Here is a 17,713-nt window from a genome sequence, read left to right on the forward strand (position 1 = left end):
TACGGTGGGGCACACCGGAAGCTACGCTTGGGGAGATTTGCCCTCTTGGGCCGTTGGCGCAAGCCTGCTGCCTAACGGCGAGTCAGAGAACCAAGAATCCCCGTCTCTTTAGAGCGGGGAGTGTCAAAGCCAGCCACCAAACACCGCCAGACCATAATATTTCCAAGGTACTGCAACTGTCTTAAATCCAGCTTTGCTCAACATTTGTAAATGAGCATCCAAGGTAGCTAGCTGGTCTTGACTGGAGTAACCTTGGGTGCTGGTTGCACCAAGCTTCGCGCGAATATCTGTTAAATTAGTTCCCTGTTGAACTGACCATTCTTCTCGTGCCGCCTTATAAACTTCTGCTAAGACTGGCGATTTCGGTAAAATGGGGTCTGCATTCCAAAAACAGCCGTCTTGAGTGAGGCTAGCAGCAATGCGCTCAAATAACTTCAATTTCATCTCATCCTCAAGATGGTGGATTCCCAAGGATGAGACACAGGTATCAAATTCGCTACCAATATCTAACTTTTCTGGATTATCTGCCCAGTTACCAAAGTCTGCTTGTGTACCAACCCACCGTTTTTGATATCCAGCTGCTGTAATTTTTTCTTGGGCAAATTTCAACATTCAAGGTGAGTAATCTAAGGCAATTACTTGGGCATCTGGAAAGCGGTTAAGTATTTTGAGACTAAGTTCGCTTGTACCACAACCTAATTCTAAAACACGCCGACTTGTGGAAGGAAGACAACGGGTAATTACCTCTAACATCTCATCGTATCTGGGTAACAGTTGGCGAATACCAGTATCAAAATAGGGTGTTGACTTTGAGAGGTTGAGGATGGTAGTTTCTCATACACGAACTGTGTAGCGTGATAGAAGTCAATGCAAGAGTTTAAAAGCCCAAGCAGTCGGTTGGCAAGGCTATTTCACAAGGGTCGAGACAATTGGAAGCAGAGATCCTTGGAAAAACAGAAAAAACTCAGAGCATTAGAAATAAAAGTGAGAGATTTATCCACGTCAAGAGATTATTGGAAAAATCGAGCCAAAATTGCTGAATAAAAACTACACAAAGAGAACATAGAAACAGACTTGGAAAAAAAAAGAGATTGACTCAAAAGGAGAATTAGTTGCTAAAGGGCATCATTATTCAGTCGAAATCATACAAATTTCAGTAGAACAGGTCATAAAGTGCGGCAGTAGTTACAGAGGAATTGAGAAGACTTTTGAGTTGTACAAAGAAATACTTTCACAGGATACTCCAAGCTTTAGTAGCATTAGAAAATGGCTCGGAAGAATTGGGTTGTATGAACTCAATAGAGAAAAAGAATATCGAGATGATTGGATTTTTATTGTTGATTTAAGGGTAGAACTAGGAAAAGAAAAAGGTCTAGTAATCTTGGGGATTGCAGAACAACGGCTTGAAGAAGAAGTTTTTCCCTCAAGACGAGGATTACAACATCAAGATGTCCAAATTCTGGCACTGGAAATAATGGGTTCAACGAAAGGGGAACTCATAGAGCAGAAACTGACGGAAATTGCTCTAAAATTTGGTCATCCTAAACAAATCATTGCTGACCGTGGAAGTGATATTCAAAGAGGAATTAAACTGTATAAACAGAATCATCTTGATGTAATTTATACTTATGATGTAACTCATGCAATGGCTTTGTTACTCAAGCATGAATTAACTGGTTCCGAAAAATATCAGTCTTTTATACAGCAGTGTGGTCAATGTCGGAGACAACTACAACAAACCGAACTATCTTTCCTAGCTCCTCCCTCACAACGCTCGCAGTGTCGTTACTTTAACGTAGAAAAACTTTTAGATTGGGCTGAAAAGTTGCTGAATTCACCGCTAGATATTTTAACCAATTTAGTACCAAATATTGAGCCAGAAGTTCTTAAGACTAAATTGAAACAGAAGTTGGGGTGGTTAGCATCTTATCAAGGCTCACTGAACGATTGGAAACAAATGGTTTACATGGCCCGCAGAGTAAAAACTCAAATTAAGCTAGATGGATTGAATCAAGAAACCTTCAATATTATGCAACAATATTTAACAATAGGAATGGATTCTTCAAAAGGGTTTAGACAAAAAATTATCGGCTATTTAACACAGGAAATCTCTCAAATTAAATCAGGTCAAACATTATTAGCTACTTCTGATGTCTTAGAATCACTATTTGGTAAATACAAACAGTTTTCTTCTCGTTGCCCTCTTAAACAAATCGGTCAAATATTTTTGAGTATTTGTTTATCAACCATGAATTTGACAACTAATCTTGTGAAAGAAGCATTAGAGACAGTCCGTTTTTTAGATGTTGAAGACTGGGCGGCTCTTGTTTTTGGCAAATCTATGCTCTCAAAAAGGAGAATTTTGTTTTCTCCCTCAACTGGCGACACAGAAACTGCATGAAGAAACTCTTAAGTTTCTCCAACAAAATCAACACCCTAGAACAGATGCTGAATTTTCAAACCTTATTTGAATCAATACCGGGATTGTATATCGTCTACTCACTGGACTTTGTGATTGTTGGGGGAAGTGATGCTTACTTTCGGGCGACCAAAACCAAACGAGAAGAGGTCGTTGGTCGCCATTTGTTCGAGGTTTTTCCAGACAATCCTGACGATCCAAATGCTAATGGAGTTCGGAATTTGCGTGCCTCGCTAGAAAGCGTACTCAAGCATCGCCAGCCTCACACAATGGTAGTGCAAAAGTATGACATTCGCCGCCCGGAATCAGAAGGCGGTGGTTTTGAGGAGCGGTATTGGACACCAACCAACTCGCCAGTCTTTGATGAAAACGGTGAGATGACACACATTATTCATCGAGCCGAAGATGTCACTGAGTTTGTGCGGGTGCAGCAGCAGCGAAATGAACAGCGTCAGTTGAATCAATCACTCCAGACTCGCACCGACCAAATGGAGATGGAAATTTATGCTAGATCGCAGGAGTTACGAGAGGTCAACGAAAAACTGCAAGCGGCGAATGAGGCATTGTCAGAGCTTGATCGCGCCAAAACTGTTTTTTTCACCAATATTTCCCATGAGTTTCGCACGCCTTTAACACTGATGTTGAGTCCGCTCGAAGACTTGTTACTCGACACTCAAGCCCCATTAGCGCCCCAACAGCGCGATAGCCTTGAACTCGTGCAGCGCAACGGACTCCGGTTGCTGAAATTAGTCAACACGCTGCTTGATTTTTCGCGGCTGGAAGCAGGGCGAATGCAAGCATCCTATGAACTGATTGACTTAGCCGCATTGACAACAGAGCTAGCTAGTATGTTTTGCTCGCTGACCGAACGGGCTGGTCTGGAGTTCGCGATCGACTGTCCGACCTTGCCAGAGGCAATCTATATTGATCGCCAAATGTGGGAGAAAATTGTATTTAATTTATTATCGAATGCCTTTAAGTTTACGTTGACGGGAACCATCACTGTTCGGTTGCAGCGCGATCGCAATACTGTTAATTTAATCGTTGAAGATACTGGAAGTGGCATTCCAGAAGCTGAAATTTCGCACCTGTTTGAAAGGTTTTATCAAGTCAAAGGGTTACAGGGACGAAGTTTTGAAGGCTCTGGAATTGGCTTATCGCTCGTGCAAGAGCTGGTAAAGTTGCATGGCGGTACCATCAGCGTTACCAGCGTTTTAGGAGAGGGTAGCCGATTTACAGTTTCTATTCCAACTGGGTGCGCGCATTTACCACAAGAACGGTTAAATGCCCCTGGGACTGTGGCATCAAACACACTCAGCGCCACGCCATACATTGAAGAAGTTTCGCGCTGGCTTTTGGAAGAAGTAGGGGGGCAGAGGAGCAGGGGGGCAGGGGGGCAGGGGGGCAGAGGAGATACAGAGAAAGAAGGTAGTTTTGATAGAGTGTTTGTCCCCTCTGTTGCTTCTGCCCGTATCCTTCTGGCAGATGACAACGCCGACATGCGCGATTATGTGCGGCGATTGTTGAGTCAACGGTATGAGGTTGAGACAGTCGCTGATGGAATGGCGGCTCTGGCTGCAATCCAGGTACAGCAACCGGATTTGATTCTCAGTGATGTAATGATGCCGGGGCTGGATGGGTATGAGTTGCTGCATCAACTGCGGGCTGACCCCCAAACCAGAGAATTGCCCGTAATTTTGCTATCAGCGCGGGCGGGCGAAGAGGCTCGTGTAGAAGGACTGGCAGCGGGAGCCGATGATTATTTAATCAAACCGTTTTCGGCTCGCGAACTACTGGCTCGTGTTGAGTCAACTTTAAAACTGATAGATATCCGCAAACAAGCCGAAGCTGACTTACGGGAAACCCACGTGCAATTGGAGTCCGCTTTAGCAGCAGGAGCCATTTACACATGGCGGTGGAAGATTCCTGAGAATCTAGTAATCGTGAATGCAGCATTTGCTCACTTGTTTGGCGTTGACCCTGTGGAAGCAACAACAGGGTTGCCGATTGAACTGTTTGTACAAGCAATGCACGAAGAAGACCGCCCACGAACGGTCGCTGCAATTAATCAGGCGATTGCAACTGGGGAAGAATATGTTAGTGAGTACCGCGTTTATACGGCAAGAGGCGAGGAGCGCTGGCTTGCCGCACGCGGCCGAGTTGAATATGCTGCTGATGGCAGACCGATTGCTTTTCCTGGAGCATTAGCAGACATCACCGAACACAAACAAACCGAAGACGCTTTGCGCCAATCTGAGGAACGCTATCGAACTTTGTTTGAGTCCATTGACGAAGGCTTTTGTGTAATTGAAGTGCTATTTGATGCAAACAGTAAGCCCATCGATTATCGCTTTTTGGAAATAAATCCGGCGTTCGAGAAACAAACGGGACTCAACGACGCACAAGGCAAAAGGATGCGCGAGTTAGCTCCAAATCATGAAGAGTATTGGTTTGAAATTTACGGTAAAATTGTCCTAACAGGACAACCCCATCGCTTTGAGAATCGCGCCGAAGCGCTGTACCGTTGGTTTGACGTGTATGCGTTTCCCATTGGGCAGCCACAGAGCCGAAAAGTAGCGATATTGTTTAACGATATCACCGATCGCAAGCAAATTGAAGCGACTTTGAAAGCAAGCAATGAACGGCTGAAGCTGCTTTCAGAAGTTGCCAACGATCTGTTGCTCAACGAAGATCCCAAGGTATTTTTAGCCAGTTTGTTTGAAAAAATTTCGACTTATTTGGGACTGGAAGTTTTCTTTAATTACTTGTTTCAAGAAGACCAGCAGCACCTTAAACTTAATACCTATGGCGGTATCTCGGAAGACATTGCTTTATCCGCTAAATTTTTGGAGTTAGGGCAGGGTGTATGTGGTTATGCGGTACAACATCGCCAGCCAGCTATCGTTGAAAATGCCCTCTCAACCACCGATCCACTCGCCCTTCCAGTTCAATCAATCGGTATCAGAGCTTATGCTAGTCATCCGTTAATCGTAGGCAATCGCATCTTGGGTACACTAGGGCTGGGAACTCGTCAACGTGATCGCTTTACGCCCGACGAACTCGAACTCATGCAAACAGTAGCCAATCAAGTAGCTGCTGCCTTAGAGCGATCGTGCTTAATTGCAGAGTTACAGGCACGAGCCGAAGCTTTAGATCGAAGTAATCGCATTAAAGATGAGTTCTTGGCGGTTCTTTCCCATGAACTGAGAACGCCCATGAATCCAATTCTGGGATGGTCAAAACTGTTGCAGCAAGGAAAGCTGGATGCCCAAAAAACGAATGCTGCGATCGCTACAATTGAGCGCAACGCCCAGCTTCAGGTGCAACTCATTGATGACTTGCTGGACATTTCCCGGATTCTGAGCGGCAAAATGAGCTTATCAGCCTCATCCATTGACCTCAATGTAGTGATTTGGGCCGCGCTGGAAACAGTTCGGCTAGCCGCAGAAGCCAAGTCAATCCAAATTCAGACGATCGTCTCGCCCATTCTAGGCCTGGTAATCGGGGATGCAGGGCGATTGCAGCAAGTGGTGTGGAATCTGCTGTCGAATGCCGTTAAGTTTACACATAATGGTGGGCAAGTCACAATTGCCCTCGCTCAAACTGAAAGTCATGCCCAAATTCAAATCACCGATACTGGAAAAGGAATTAGTGGCGACTTTCTGCCCTACGTGTTTGAGCATTTCCGCCAAGAAGATAGCGCAACCACCCGCAAATTTGGCGGACTTGGCTTGGGATTAGCGATCGTGCGCCAAATTGTGGAAATGCATGGCGGAACAGTCACAGTAGACAGTCCTGGTGTTGGACGAGGAGCGACATTCACAGTTAAAATTCCACTTGCACCTGGGTTAACTCAAGCACCAACCTTGGAGCGATCGCCCGTTCAGGATAGTGATTTGAACGGCATTCACATTTTAGTCGTCGATGATGAAATGGACTCGCGGGACTTCATCGCTTTTGTTTTAGAACAAGATGAGGCGATCGTCACGGCTGTTGCATCTGGAACTGAGGCGCTGCAAGCGATCGCTCAATCCATTCCCAACATCATCATCAGTGACATTGGGATGCCCCAGATGGATGGCTATATGCTAATGCGCCAAATTCGTACTCTTGGGCTTGAACAAGGCGGACAAATTCCTGCTATTGCCTTAACAGCTTATGCCGGAGAACTCGATCGAAACCTGGCGATCGCCGCCGGATTTCAACATCACCTCGCCAAACCCATCGATCCAGAAGTTTTGGTGGCGATCGTCGTTGAATTAACCAGAAAACTTACTCATTAGCAGTTCAACTCGTATCAAAATCAGCAGTGTTAGCAAATACCTCTCCGGGAAATAGCTGTTGCATAGTGATTGGAACAAATAGACACACTAACTAATATTAATCATTGATCGCTGAAAAACTAGTGCTATGGGAACAAAGCCTTCCTGCACGATGGGCTTAAAATAGGAAAGCAGTAAACTCAGAAGATAATCAAGATAGCAACTCCTTTGGCTATCAGCTAACCTCAACTTTTCCTTCCCATATTTGGGAAACTATATGCTACAGCTTTTAATCATTGTGTTTGTTGTTCTTTTAGGTTCAACGCTTTGTTAAGGAAGTAATGATCAAAAAATCGCTATTCTGACTCGAAAAGTCAACTTTGTCCCTGAGATAATTCGGGCAGATAAACTGTTGAAAAACTTCATAGAAGCTCGTGAACAACTTGCAGTAGTAGTAGACGAATATAGAAGCATTGCTGGTGTTATCACTTTGGAAGATGTGCTTGAGGTGATAACTGGTGAAATTGTAGATGAAACTGATAGAACTGTTGACTTGCAAGAAATTGCCCGCAAGAAGCGAGAAAAAATGTTGCAGTCTATCAATCTTGGGAATTAAGCTTAATTCTGAGCAGCCTGAATTTGACGAATAATCTGCATTGTCTCCACGCTGACGGTGCAGACTCGTTGTAATAAATCTATTTCCATTTAGCCACCTCAGAATATATAACGAGTAAATATTAAAGTTATTTTGGGATGTCTGTAAAAACTAAGAGACGTGATTAATCGCGTCTCTGCAAAAGATATCTATAAAAATATACTGACAACTTTAATAGTGTTGAGTTGTCCTACTATGTCTTTAACCACAATCTACTTGGTTAAACATCGCTCTTGCATTTATGGTGAAATAAGCTAAAGTATTTAGTTCAGCAAGAAGTTGTCTTTTCACTAACCTCTATCTTCTGTTAGGTGCGAACCTGACATTAAACGTACTAATCTACCTCTAGTGGAACAGGCTTCGCTGTATTTGGCTAGGCAAAAGATGGATTTTAGTCAGACTCTAATTGCAAAAAGTGATGCCATTCTTGATCAATGGGTAGAAGCGGTTTACCAAGATCAACAAATTGAAGCTACTAATGAACTTACTTTCAAAGCTGTACGGGATAGCTTACCCCGTGTTTTGAAAGCATTAGCAACAGTACTTTCTGAATCTGAAACGAGCGATTTGCAGACAGTAGTAGATGCAAGTTTAGAACACGGTACACTTCGGGCTGAACAGGGATTTGAACCAGCAGAAATTGCGCGAGAGTATCGTTTACTCCGGTTTGTGATTTTTTCCTTTTTAGAAGAAGATTTATTACAAGGATCTGCACAAGATGTGCTAAGGGCTGTTCGCCTGATTGATACAGTAATTGATGAAGCGATCGCTCGTTGCTTTAACAGTTATACTCAAGGACGATTACAAGAGCTTAAACAACTCCAAAGTCAGTTGCGGCTGACTAACCAAGAGCTAACTCGTTTGGTTCGCGCTAATAAGGATAATCTGTCTCATTTGGCTCATGAACTGAAAACGCCCCTCACTTCAATCATCGGTTACGCAGACTTATTTCTGCGCCAGCAGCGTCAACAACCAGAACTCAAAGACACCTATGCAAATCTTGAAAGTATCGAGCGAGTTCTCAAGAGCGGTAGACTTCTTGTCCGGTTAATTAACGATACTCTGGAAATTTCGCGCTATGATGCCGGACAGATGAAATTGCAGCCTACTTTAACCGATGTGCGTAGTTTAATCAACTTTGTTTTAGAGATGATTGAACCATTAGCGCGTGCTAAAGAATTATCCTTGGTTTTTGAATGCGATGGCTTCGCCAACGCCAAACGCGAACGCGCCCCAAGTCAAGTTAGCACAGATCCTCTTCGGCTTCAGCAAATTCTGACAAATCTACTGAGTAACGCAATTCGCTACACAGAATCTGGTTCAATTCATTTGGAGTGCTGGACGGTATCTCAACAGCAGTGGGCTATCTCTGTTACTGATAGTGGTATTGGTATTTCTCCAGATGCTCAAGCACAAATCTTCAATCCCTATTTTCGGGAAGTAACTGCTCCCCAAGTGCAAAGTTCTGATGGTACAGGATTAGGTTTAGCAATAGTCTCACGATTGGTTCAGTTAATGGATGGTGAAATTAAAGTAGATTCACAGCTAGGAAAAGGGTCTACATTTACAGTAATTTTGCCATTAGAAGCGATTGCTTACGTATGAATGTCGCTTTGTTACAACTCAAAATTTAAAACTTGAGAGTAAAATCGCAACTTAAACTGGTGCGTTAGATTGGGTTAACGCACCCTAGCTGTTATCGGGGCACAGTATTTTTGTACTCCTACTATTCGTCAATTTGACCAACACGGCGGATATTCAAAATATCGCTCATTTTCTTAATTTGAACGAAGACTTGCTCTAGTTGAGAGCGATCGCGTATATCTATTCCTAGGTCGATCAATGCAGGTTGACCAACAGAGGTTTTCACCTGGGCATGGCGGACATTGATCCCTTGGTCACTCAAGCGTGACAAAATATCCTTTAGCACCCCTACGCGGTCAAGAGATTCAATTTGAACATCTACAGGGTAAGTATGCGGACGACCACTATTTTCGGCGGCTGGGTTCCACCTAACTGGTACTAAGCGCTCATACTCCACAGTCTCTAGATTATGGCAGCCTTGGCGATGAATCGAAATCCCCCTACCTCGCGTCACCACACCAATAATCGGTTCGCCAGGAATCGGGGTACAACACCCAGCTAAATAATACACCAACCCCTCTACCCCAACAATTGGCGAATCACTAGAGCGGGAAGTAGTTGGAGGTGCATCTCGCAAAGCTTTTGATGTAGTTGGTTCTTTGGGGATAAATGGCGGCACTGTGGAAACTGGTTGTTGTCCCTTCGCCACTTCTCGCCAACGATTTAGCACTAGGTTCAACGTAATTTCTCCGTAACCCAAACCGGCAAGTAAATCTTCCACACTGTGGTAGTTACACTTTTCGGCGACAATCTGCATCGCATCTGACTTCAGCAAACTATCAAAACCAGTTTTACCAAGTTCCTTTTCTAACAATTCCCGTCCACGGGCAACATTTTCTTCTCGGCGCGATCGCTTGTACCATTGTTTTATTCGATATTTCGCCGCCGAACTTCTCACAAAGTTCAACCAATCCAAACTCGGATGGCAGTTCTTTTGGGTGAGAACCTCTACTATATCGCCATTGTGTAGCCGCGTTGACAGAGATACCATTCGCCCATTCACTCGCGCCCCTGAACAATGGTTTCCCACTTCCGTATGAATCCGATAAGCAAAATCTACAGTGGTAGAACCGGGGCTTAAAGGAACAACATCCCCCTTAGGGGTGAAGACATAGACATCATCTTCAAATAGATTATCTTTGACGCTATCAAGATATTCTTGTGCGTCCTTGAGATCAGTTTGCCATTCTAGCAGCTGCCGCAGCCAAGTAAACTTGTCATCTGTCGCTGTCAAATGGCTAATACTAGAACCTCCAGTTTCTTTGTACTTCCAATGGGCGGCAATCCCATACTCGGCAATATGATGCATTTCGATTGTCCGAATTTGCACCTCTAAAGGACGGCCTGTTAGTCCAATTACCCCAGTATGCAAGGACTGGTAACGGTTAGGCTTTGGCAGTCCAATGTAGTCCTTAAATCTCCCAGGAATTGGGCGAAAAGCATCATGAACCACCGCCAACGCCCGATAGCATTCCTCATTGGTTTGAACAATAATCCGCAGCGCCGCCAAATCGTAAATTTCATGAAATTCCTTTTGCTGGCGGTGCATTTTTTGGTAAATGCTATAAAGGTGCTTGGGACGACCGCTGATTTCCTGAAAGTGGATTCCGGCTTGCTGCAAACGCTCTTGCAACATGTTCGTAGCTCTAGCCAATTTCTCTTCTCGCGCCGTCCTTTTTTCGGAAACATGCTCCTGCATTTGGCGGTAAGCTTCCGGTTCCAAATACTTAAAAGCCAAATCTTCCAGTTCCCATTTAATTCGCCAAATCCCCAAGCGATTAGCTAAAGGCGCGAATATATCTCGCGTTTCCTGGGCACTGCGGCGGCGGCTGGCCTCTGACATGTATTGTAAAGTTCGCATATTATGCAAACGATCTGCCAATTTCACCACAATTACCCGAATATCTTGCGCCATTGCCAAAAACATCCGCCGGAAATTTTCGGCTTGGCTTTCGGTTTTGCTAGTGAAATTGATTTTAGAAAGCTTGGTGACTCCTTCAACCAATTGGCGTACTTCTGCGCCAAAGCGTTCTTCTATTTCTTGACTTGTAACTTCTGTATCTTCAACGACATCATGAAGAAATCCAGCTGCTATCATGGCAGCACTGCCTCCCAAGTCATGCAGCAAGTCGGCTACAGCGATGGGATGAGCGATATATGGTTCTCCCGATTTGCGGTATTGACCTTGATGGAGTTGGTAAGCAAATTCAAATGCGCGACCAATTAAGACTGCATCATTATGCCTTCGGTGATCTTCCGCTTCACCGTTACTTGTCGATGATTCCTTCAAACATTTCTTTAACCATTCCGGAATGGTCAGATCAACTGATGAATTTATAGCTAGACTGCTCATACAATTGGGTTTGGATAGGATCGGTAGATAAGTGAATGATAAATAAAACTGGCAGCATCAACCTAAGAAGATGCTGTTGCCCAGAGACGGGTAGAAAAAACAGTGTAAGGATGATTCTCCAATTGCCGGCGGTAGTCATCCAGTGTGAGTTTCAAGGATCATAAGCTTGAAAATCCATTGATGGCAAACAAAGCCTCAAATCAGGATTTGAGGCTTTTAGTGCTGATAAGCGCTTAAGAAAGTTTATTGTAGAAGAAAAATTACTTGACATTAATACTATCTTAACTAGCACTGGATGTCTTTAAACCGTGAGAAATATTTGGCACTCGTAACCTTACTAGAGCAATTACGCTCCGATGCCACAACTATCCCAATCGTTGCGCCCGAACTGCGACAGCGTGTAGCCTCGTTGCAGCAATTTTTCGGGCAGCAGATTGTGCCTTTGGCTGATGAAAACTGGCGAGTGCAGTCTTATCAAACGGAAATGAGCAAGCAATTGCGCTTGTTGGCAATAGATGTGATGTTTTTGCAAGGAGCGCGGCAAGCATCTACTGCACAAACGAGACTTCAGACGATTAGCGATCGCTTGACCACTCTCATTCAATACTGTAATGCCATCCTGCAACCAGAAGCGGAAGGAGAAAAATAACAATTGTTCACCTTTTTCTCTAATTAATCCATCATCTCATTTACAACCGTTCGTGAAAAGTTATTTTGGTAACAAGTTGCTGTTACGCATTTAATTTGTAGATTTACCTGATGACTGATGACTGATGACGGTTAACGACCATCAAGAGTATTTACATACTTTAGACACGCATCAGTTTATTATTTTTGGCGGCATTTATTGATCAAAATATCTATGTCTCCCCAAAAACTGCCAGTATCGGGGATCGCTAAATCATCTCTCAGACTTTCTCATAGTGTCTGCAACTAGTTCTTCTTTGGAAGTGTAAGGCCGATAGATGATCGTTTTGCCAATTCCAGCACGGGAAGCGATCGCTTCTATAATCATGCTTTCATATCCTATATCCTACCTCTGCAAGCAATTCTAAGGTTGCTTGGAGAATAGCTTGGTCGGCGTGGATGATGCGATCGCATCTTAATTTTAAATTCTCTAATTGCAAAACTACGTAAAAATACGGTTCCCAAATGATTTTCTGCCGAAAGTCATAGAAGAAACTGAATATACACGGTTTTATCTGGATAATAAAAGTAAAAGTCCCACTCAGTTTTGAGCAGGACTATGTGAAGTCTTGTTGCTAAAATTAGAAATCTTTATCTTAGAAAAAGTTCATTATTGTAATTATGCTAACGCTGGTCAACATCATTAAAGCGCCCATAATTATAGATTCATTTAAGCGATTAGGGGATTTTGAAGTGTTCATTTAAGTAAAATCCTTTTTATTAATTGTTTCTTAACCATATCAAAATCAGTATAAATATCTATAAAAGCATTGTAAAACTTAAATTACCGTAAAATTTCTTAGTAAACAGTTAATTTTTTATTAAAGTATTAATTTTTACTTTGAATGGGTTATTCTCCTGATCTCCCAATTCCCTACTCGCCACTCCCCAAAATTTAGTAATTCCCGAACAGAATAAATACCTGAACTCCGAGCGGAATACGCGCCTTGATGGAGTAAAATAAATCTTAATCAAGGTAAAAATATTTGAACAGAAGATTATCATGACAGTCTCCACGGCATCTATAAACCAAGCGATCGCTTTTGACTTAGAAAAATTAAATCAGCAATTTGAAACTGCCACTCCCAAAGAAATACTGGCATGGTCTATAGAGAATATCCCAACGGGACTGGTGCAAACAAGTGCCTTTAACGTGGATGACATGATAATTACCCATATTCTTTACAGTGAACTGAAGCATCCCGTTCCTGTGATCTTTCTGGATACCTTGCACCACTTTCCTGAAAGCCTAGAATTAGTTGCCAAAGCCAAACAAATCTATAATCTGGATCTGCAAACTTTTAAAACTCCAGATGTCGACACCCGCGAAGCCTTTGAAGCCAAACACGGCGACAAACTCTGGGACAAGGATATTGCCAAATTCCACCACATTACAAAAATTGAACCACTGCTACGGGGTCTAGACGAACTCAACAGCGTCGCTTGGATAACTGGCCGCCGCCGCGACCAAGCAGTAACCCGTGCAAATATGCCCATATTTGAATTCGACGGTAAAGGTCGGCTGAAAGTAAATCCTATCGCTACCTGGACACGTCAAGATAGCTGGGTTTATGTGGCTGAACATGGAGTCATCTACAACCCTCTCCACGACCAAGGTTATCCCAGCATAGGCGACCAACCTATCACCACCAAAGTAGGTGAAGGCGAAGACGAACGCGCCGGACGCTGGCGGGGAAGTGATAAAACAGAATGTGGAATTCATATTTAGTTATTAGTTATTGCTCATTTGTCATTAATATTTAGACAAATGACTAAATATTAATGACAGATTATGATTAAAATCCTCCATCTCTCCGACATCCACATGGGAAGCGGCTTCTCCCACGGACGAATTAATCCGGCAACTGGATTAAATACACGATTGGAGGATTTTGTCAATACCTTGTCTATATGTATCGACCGAGCGCTGACAGATGCTGTTGATATGGTGATATTTGGTGGCGATGCTTTCCCGGATGCTACACCACCGCCATACGTACAACAAGCTTTTGCCAGCCAATTTCGCCGTCTCATGGATGCTAATATTCCAACAGTGCTGTTGGTAGGCAATCATGACCAACACTCCCAAGGACAGGGAGGAGCGAGTTTAAATATTTACCGCACCTTGGGAGTGCCAGGGTTTGTTGTCGGTGATACATTAACTACTCACTGCATCGAAACCCGCAATGGCAAAGTGCAGGTAATTACCCTCCCTTGGTTGACTCGTTCTACCCTGATGACTCGCCAAGAGACTGAAGGTTCGTCTTTAGCGGAAGTCAACCAACTGTTAACGGAACGCCTGCGAGTAGTTCTAGAAGGGGAAATTCGCCGTCTTGACCCCGATGTGCCAACTGTCCTTTTGGCTCACTTGATGTCTGACAATGCGACCTTGGGCGCAGAACGCTTTTTGGCGGTGGGTAAAGGCTTTACTCTGCCCTTATCTTTGCTGACGCGACCTTGTTTTGATTATGTAGCATTGGGACACGTCCACCGCCACCAGAACCTCAATAAATCCAACAACCCGCCTGTGATTTATCCAGGAAGCATTGAGCGCGTAGATTTTAGTGAAGAAAAAGAAGACAAAGGCTATGTGATGCTAGAACTGGAGCGGGGGAAGGCTGAATGGGAATTTTGCCCCCTAACAGTTCGGACTTTCCGCACCATTGAGGTGGATATCTCGAAAGCAGATGATCCCCAAGCGTTGTTAATCAAAGCGATCGCTAAGTATGATATTCAAGATGCTGTAGTGCGGCTAATTTACAAACTCCGCTCCGAACAGATGGATTTAATTGACAGTTCCTCTCTGCATACTGCTTTAAGTCCCGCTCATACCTACACCATTCAAGCAGAATTAGTGAGTCAATTAGCTCGCCCCCGGATTCCTGAATTGAGTGCAAGTAGCAGCATCGACCCAATGGAAGCCTTGAAAACTTACTTGAATAACCGTGAAGACCTCAAAGACATAGCAACATCAATGCTGGATGCAGCACAGAAGTTGCTAGCAGATGATGTGGAAGTCTGGCTGGAAGCAGCAACTACTGAGTAGGATAAATGCCAATTATATTTTTATCTTCTAAATGGTCTTATCCGGCAAGGTGCTAGAACCCTTTGATGGATTGTCCGATATCGGTTAGGATAATCCATCAATTAGAGGAAAACTTCAAGCACGGTTAATCGCGCTGTAACAGAAAAATCACCCAAATATAAATTTGGGCAGATTTTGTAGGAGTTTGCTACTCTTCTACTATCAATCGTTGTTTTTCTTCTAGCCAGAGGAAATTTTTGAATCAGTAAAAAAGTTATCGAGCCTTGAATAAGCTACTCTTTACAGGTAAATCTTTTCGTTTTATGGCTTTTGTCCTACCGCTAATCACGTGGTGGGGATACAAAGAAGTACAAAACCAATTTGTACAGCCGCAAGCAGTTGTAGTTTTGGGTGGTTCAACCAGACGTTTAGAGCGAGAGAAGTTTACGGCCGAATTCGTTCGCCAGCATCCAAATATACCAATTTGGATTACTGGGGGTAGCCCACCTAGATTCACCCAACGAGTGTTTACCAAAGCTGGTGTTGATCCCAAACGTTTACACTTGGACTATGAGGCCGTAGATACGGTTACTAATTTTACTACGTTAGTAGATGATTTGCAAGCTCGCGGCATCAAGAGCGTTTATTTGATTACTTCAGATTTTCATATGCGTCGGGCTTGTGTCATCGGCGAAATTATTTTGGGGAGTCGAGGTATTTATTTAAAACCAGTACCAGTTCCTTCAGAAAAACCCCCTGAATCTATCGAAAAATCTATTCGCGATGGAGCTAGAGCGATACTTTGGATAGCAACTGGTTACACCGGTGTGGATGCAGCTAAAAATAAACAGTAAATCATTAGTGGGAATTTGCATGATTTTGACTTAACTCAATACAGGCAAATTAAGACAATTAATGCCAATAATCGTGATATTAACTAAGTAATAACAGACACATGAAACTACAATTCTCCAAAAACTAGCGCAACACCAACCCTCAAACAACACAATATAAAAACCAATTAACAATTTTTACTCATTTGGTTGCTTGGTCAATACTTTGCGTCCATCAAAGTTTCGAACGACGGCTTGGGTAACTTGAATTTATCTCTGTAGTTCAGGAAAAAAACGCCCCAACCTATCTCACAATTTGATACCCTAGCTTAAACAGATTTAAGAAAAATTAAAGCGTGGAAATTCAACTTGGGCGGGGAAAAACAGCTCGCAGAGCTTACGGAATAGATGAAATTGCTCTAGTCCCTGGTAACAGAACACTAGACCCCAGTTTGGCAGATACTAAGTGGCGTATTGGCAATATTGAGCGAGAAATCCCGATAATTGCCAGTGCAATGGATGGCGTAGTAGATGTTCGCATGGCTGTACGTTTGTCACAGTTAGGAGCATTAGGTGTTCTCAATTTAGAGGGTATTCACACTCGCTATGCAGACCCAGAGCCAATATTAGATCGGATTGCCTCTGTGGGGAAAGATGAATTTGTTGCCCTGATGCAAGAACTCTATGCCGAACCTATAAAGCCGGAATTAATTGAACAACGTATTCAGGAAATTAAACAACAAGGTGGGATTGCGGCGGTAAGTGCAACTCCAGCCGGTGCAAGTAAATATGGCGAGGCGGTGGCAAAAGCTGGGGCCGATTTATTTTTTGTGCAGGCTACGGTAGTTTCTACTGCACATCTGTCACCAGAGTCTATAGTACCACTCGATTTAGCAGAATTTTGCCGTTCCATGCCCATCCCCGTAGTGTTAGGGAATTGCGTGACTTACGAAGTTACATTGAATTTGTTGAAAGCTGGGGCGGCTGGAGTACTAGTGGGAATTGGGCCTGGTGCCGCTTGTACATCCCGTGGTGTGTTAGGCGTGGGTGTACCACAAGCTACTGCGATCGCAGATTGTGCAGCTGCACGAGATGATTACTACAAGGAAACTGGTAACTATATCCCCATCATTGCTGATGGCGGTTTAATCACTGGTGGCGACATTTGTAAATGCATCGCCTGTGGTGCTGATGGTGTGATGATTGGTTCCCCCTTTGCCAGAGCCGCAGAAGCCCCAGGACGAGGTTATCATTGGGGTATGGCTACTCCCAGCCCAGTGTTGCCTCGTGGCACCCGCATTCGCGTTGCTACCACCGGTAGCCTAGAGCAAATACTCGTTGGGCCAGCAGGGCTAGATGATGGCACTCACAATCTTTTAGGAGCCTTAAAGACGAGTATGGGCACCTTAGGAGCCAAAAATATTAAAGAAATGCAACAAGTAGAAGTTGTGATTGCGCCTTCTTTATTAACCGAGGGTAAGGTTTACCAAAAAGCTCAACAATTAGGTATGGGGAAATAGAATTGAGGTATGGGGCATGGCGCATCGGGCATGGGTAAGAGACAAGAAAGAGCGGGGAGACAAAGAAGAAACTTGTTAAATAATTCCCCCTTGTCTCCCCCTGCTTCCTCATCCCCCACTCCCAACTCCCCACTCCCCAATTCTTCAATAAATTTTTCCAGCCCCCTAAACAATTGCTGGAAAAATTGGATATGTCGCCTACAATAGAGATAGCGGAGACAAATGTTTCCGTTCACTCCTCACACCACACTCCGCCCGGACTACTGTTCGGGCGGTTCCTTATGTTTATAAATAAATTCTAGAGCTTCTTTGCAA

General features: G+C 43.7%; 10 protein-coding genes and 2 pseudogenes. 9 read left to right on the plus strand and 3 right to left on the minus strand.

What is annotated here, in order from left to right; all coding sequences use genetic code 11:
• Positions 1 to 123 precede the first annotated feature (123 nt).
• Positions 124 to 825: pseudogene (locus tag H6G92_RS19405) on the minus strand (class I SAM-dependent methyltransferase).
• A gap of 388 nt (positions 826 to 1,213) precedes the next feature.
• Between H6G92_RS19405 and H6G92_RS19410 the strand changes: the two are divergent.
• The 4 genes and pseudogenes from H6G92_RS19410 to H6G92_RS19425 all read left to right on the plus strand — a co-directional run bounded on the left by H6G92_RS19410 (position 1,214) and on the right by H6G92_RS19425 (position 8,941).
• Positions 1,214 to 2,401, plus strand: a complete 1,188-nt coding sequence (locus H6G92_RS19410; protein ID WP_190895250.1) for a hypothetical protein — start codon at positions 1,214 to 1,216, stop codon at positions 2,399 to 2,401.
• Positions 2,398 to 6,702, plus strand: coding sequence for an ATP-binding protein (locus H6G92_RS19415; RefSeq protein WP_190895251.1), 4,305 nt, complete (start codon positions 2,398 to 2,400; stop codon positions 6,700 to 6,702). Before H6G92_RS19410 ends, H6G92_RS19415 begins: the two co-directional genes overlap by 4 nt.
• Positions 6,703 to 7,015: 313 nt before the next feature.
• Positions 7,016 to 7,297, plus strand: a pseudogene (locus H6G92_RS19420) (CBS domain-containing protein); the annotation flags it as partial.
• A gap of 423 nt (positions 7,298 to 7,720) precedes the next feature.
• Positions 7,721 to 8,941, plus strand: coding sequence for a sensor histidine kinase (locus H6G92_RS19425; RefSeq protein WP_190895343.1), 1,221 nt, complete (start codon positions 7,721 to 7,723; stop codon positions 8,939 to 8,941).
• Between the two features lie 121 nt (positions 8,942 to 9,062).
• Here H6G92_RS19425 and H6G92_RS19430 read toward each other — a convergent pair whose 3' ends face one another.
• Entirely contained in the window at positions 9,063 to 11,333 is a 2,271-nt protein-coding gene (locus H6G92_RS19430) for a RelA/SpoT family protein (RefSeq protein WP_190895252.1), read from the minus strand.
• A gap of 295 nt (positions 11,334 to 11,628) precedes the next feature.
• On the opposite strand from H6G92_RS19430, the gene patD reads away from it, so the two are divergent.
• Positions 11,629 to 11,982: a heterocyst frequency control protein PatD gene (gene patD / locus H6G92_RS19435; protein ID WP_190895253.1), complete on the plus strand. Its 354-nt coding sequence runs from the start codon at positions 11,629 to 11,631 to the stop codon at positions 11,980 to 11,982.
• Between the two features lie 252 nt (positions 11,983 to 12,234).
• On the opposite strand, the gene H6G92_RS39595 is transcribed toward patD, so the two are convergent.
• Entirely contained in the window at positions 12,235 to 12,348 is a 114-nt protein-coding gene (locus tag H6G92_RS39595; RefSeq protein ID WP_242059225.1) for a TetR family transcriptional regulator, read from the minus strand.
• 675 nt (positions 12,349 to 13,023) lie between these two features.
• On the opposite strand from H6G92_RS39595, the gene cysH reads away from it, so the two are divergent.
• The 4 genes from cysH (at position 13,024) to H6G92_RS19460 (ending at position 17,398) form a co-directional block, all read left to right on the plus strand.
• Positions 13,024 to 13,749 (plus strand): phosphoadenosine phosphosulfate reductase, encoded by a 726-nt coding sequence (gene cysH, locus H6G92_RS19445; RefSeq protein ID WP_190895254.1) that lies wholly within the window; start codon positions 13,024 to 13,026, stop codon positions 13,747 to 13,749.
• Between the two features lie 63 nt (positions 13,750 to 13,812).
• Entirely contained in the window at positions 13,813 to 15,066 is a 1,254-nt protein-coding gene (gene sbcD / locus H6G92_RS19450) for an exonuclease subunit SbcD (RefSeq protein WP_190895255.1), read from the plus strand.
• A 302-nt stretch (positions 15,067 to 15,368) separates the two neighbouring features.
• Positions 15,369 to 15,899: a YdcF family protein gene (locus H6G92_RS19455; protein ID WP_190895344.1), complete on the plus strand. Its 531-nt coding sequence runs from the start codon at positions 15,369 to 15,371 to the stop codon at positions 15,897 to 15,899.
• 335 nt (positions 15,900 to 16,234) lie between these two features.
• The gene (locus tag H6G92_RS19460) at positions 16,235 to 17,398 is read left to right on the plus strand and encodes a GuaB3 family IMP dehydrogenase-related protein (protein ID WP_190895256.1); all 1,164 of its coding nucleotides are present in this window, start codon (positions 16,235 to 16,237) and stop codon (positions 17,396 to 17,398) included.
• Positions 17,399 to 17,713 lie beyond the last annotated feature (315 nt).

Source organism: Nostoc foliaceum FACHB-393 (assembly GCF_014698505.1).
Classification (GTDB): domain Bacteria; phylum Cyanobacteriota; class Cyanobacteriia; order Cyanobacteriales; family Nostocaceae; genus Nostoc; species Nostoc foliaceum_A.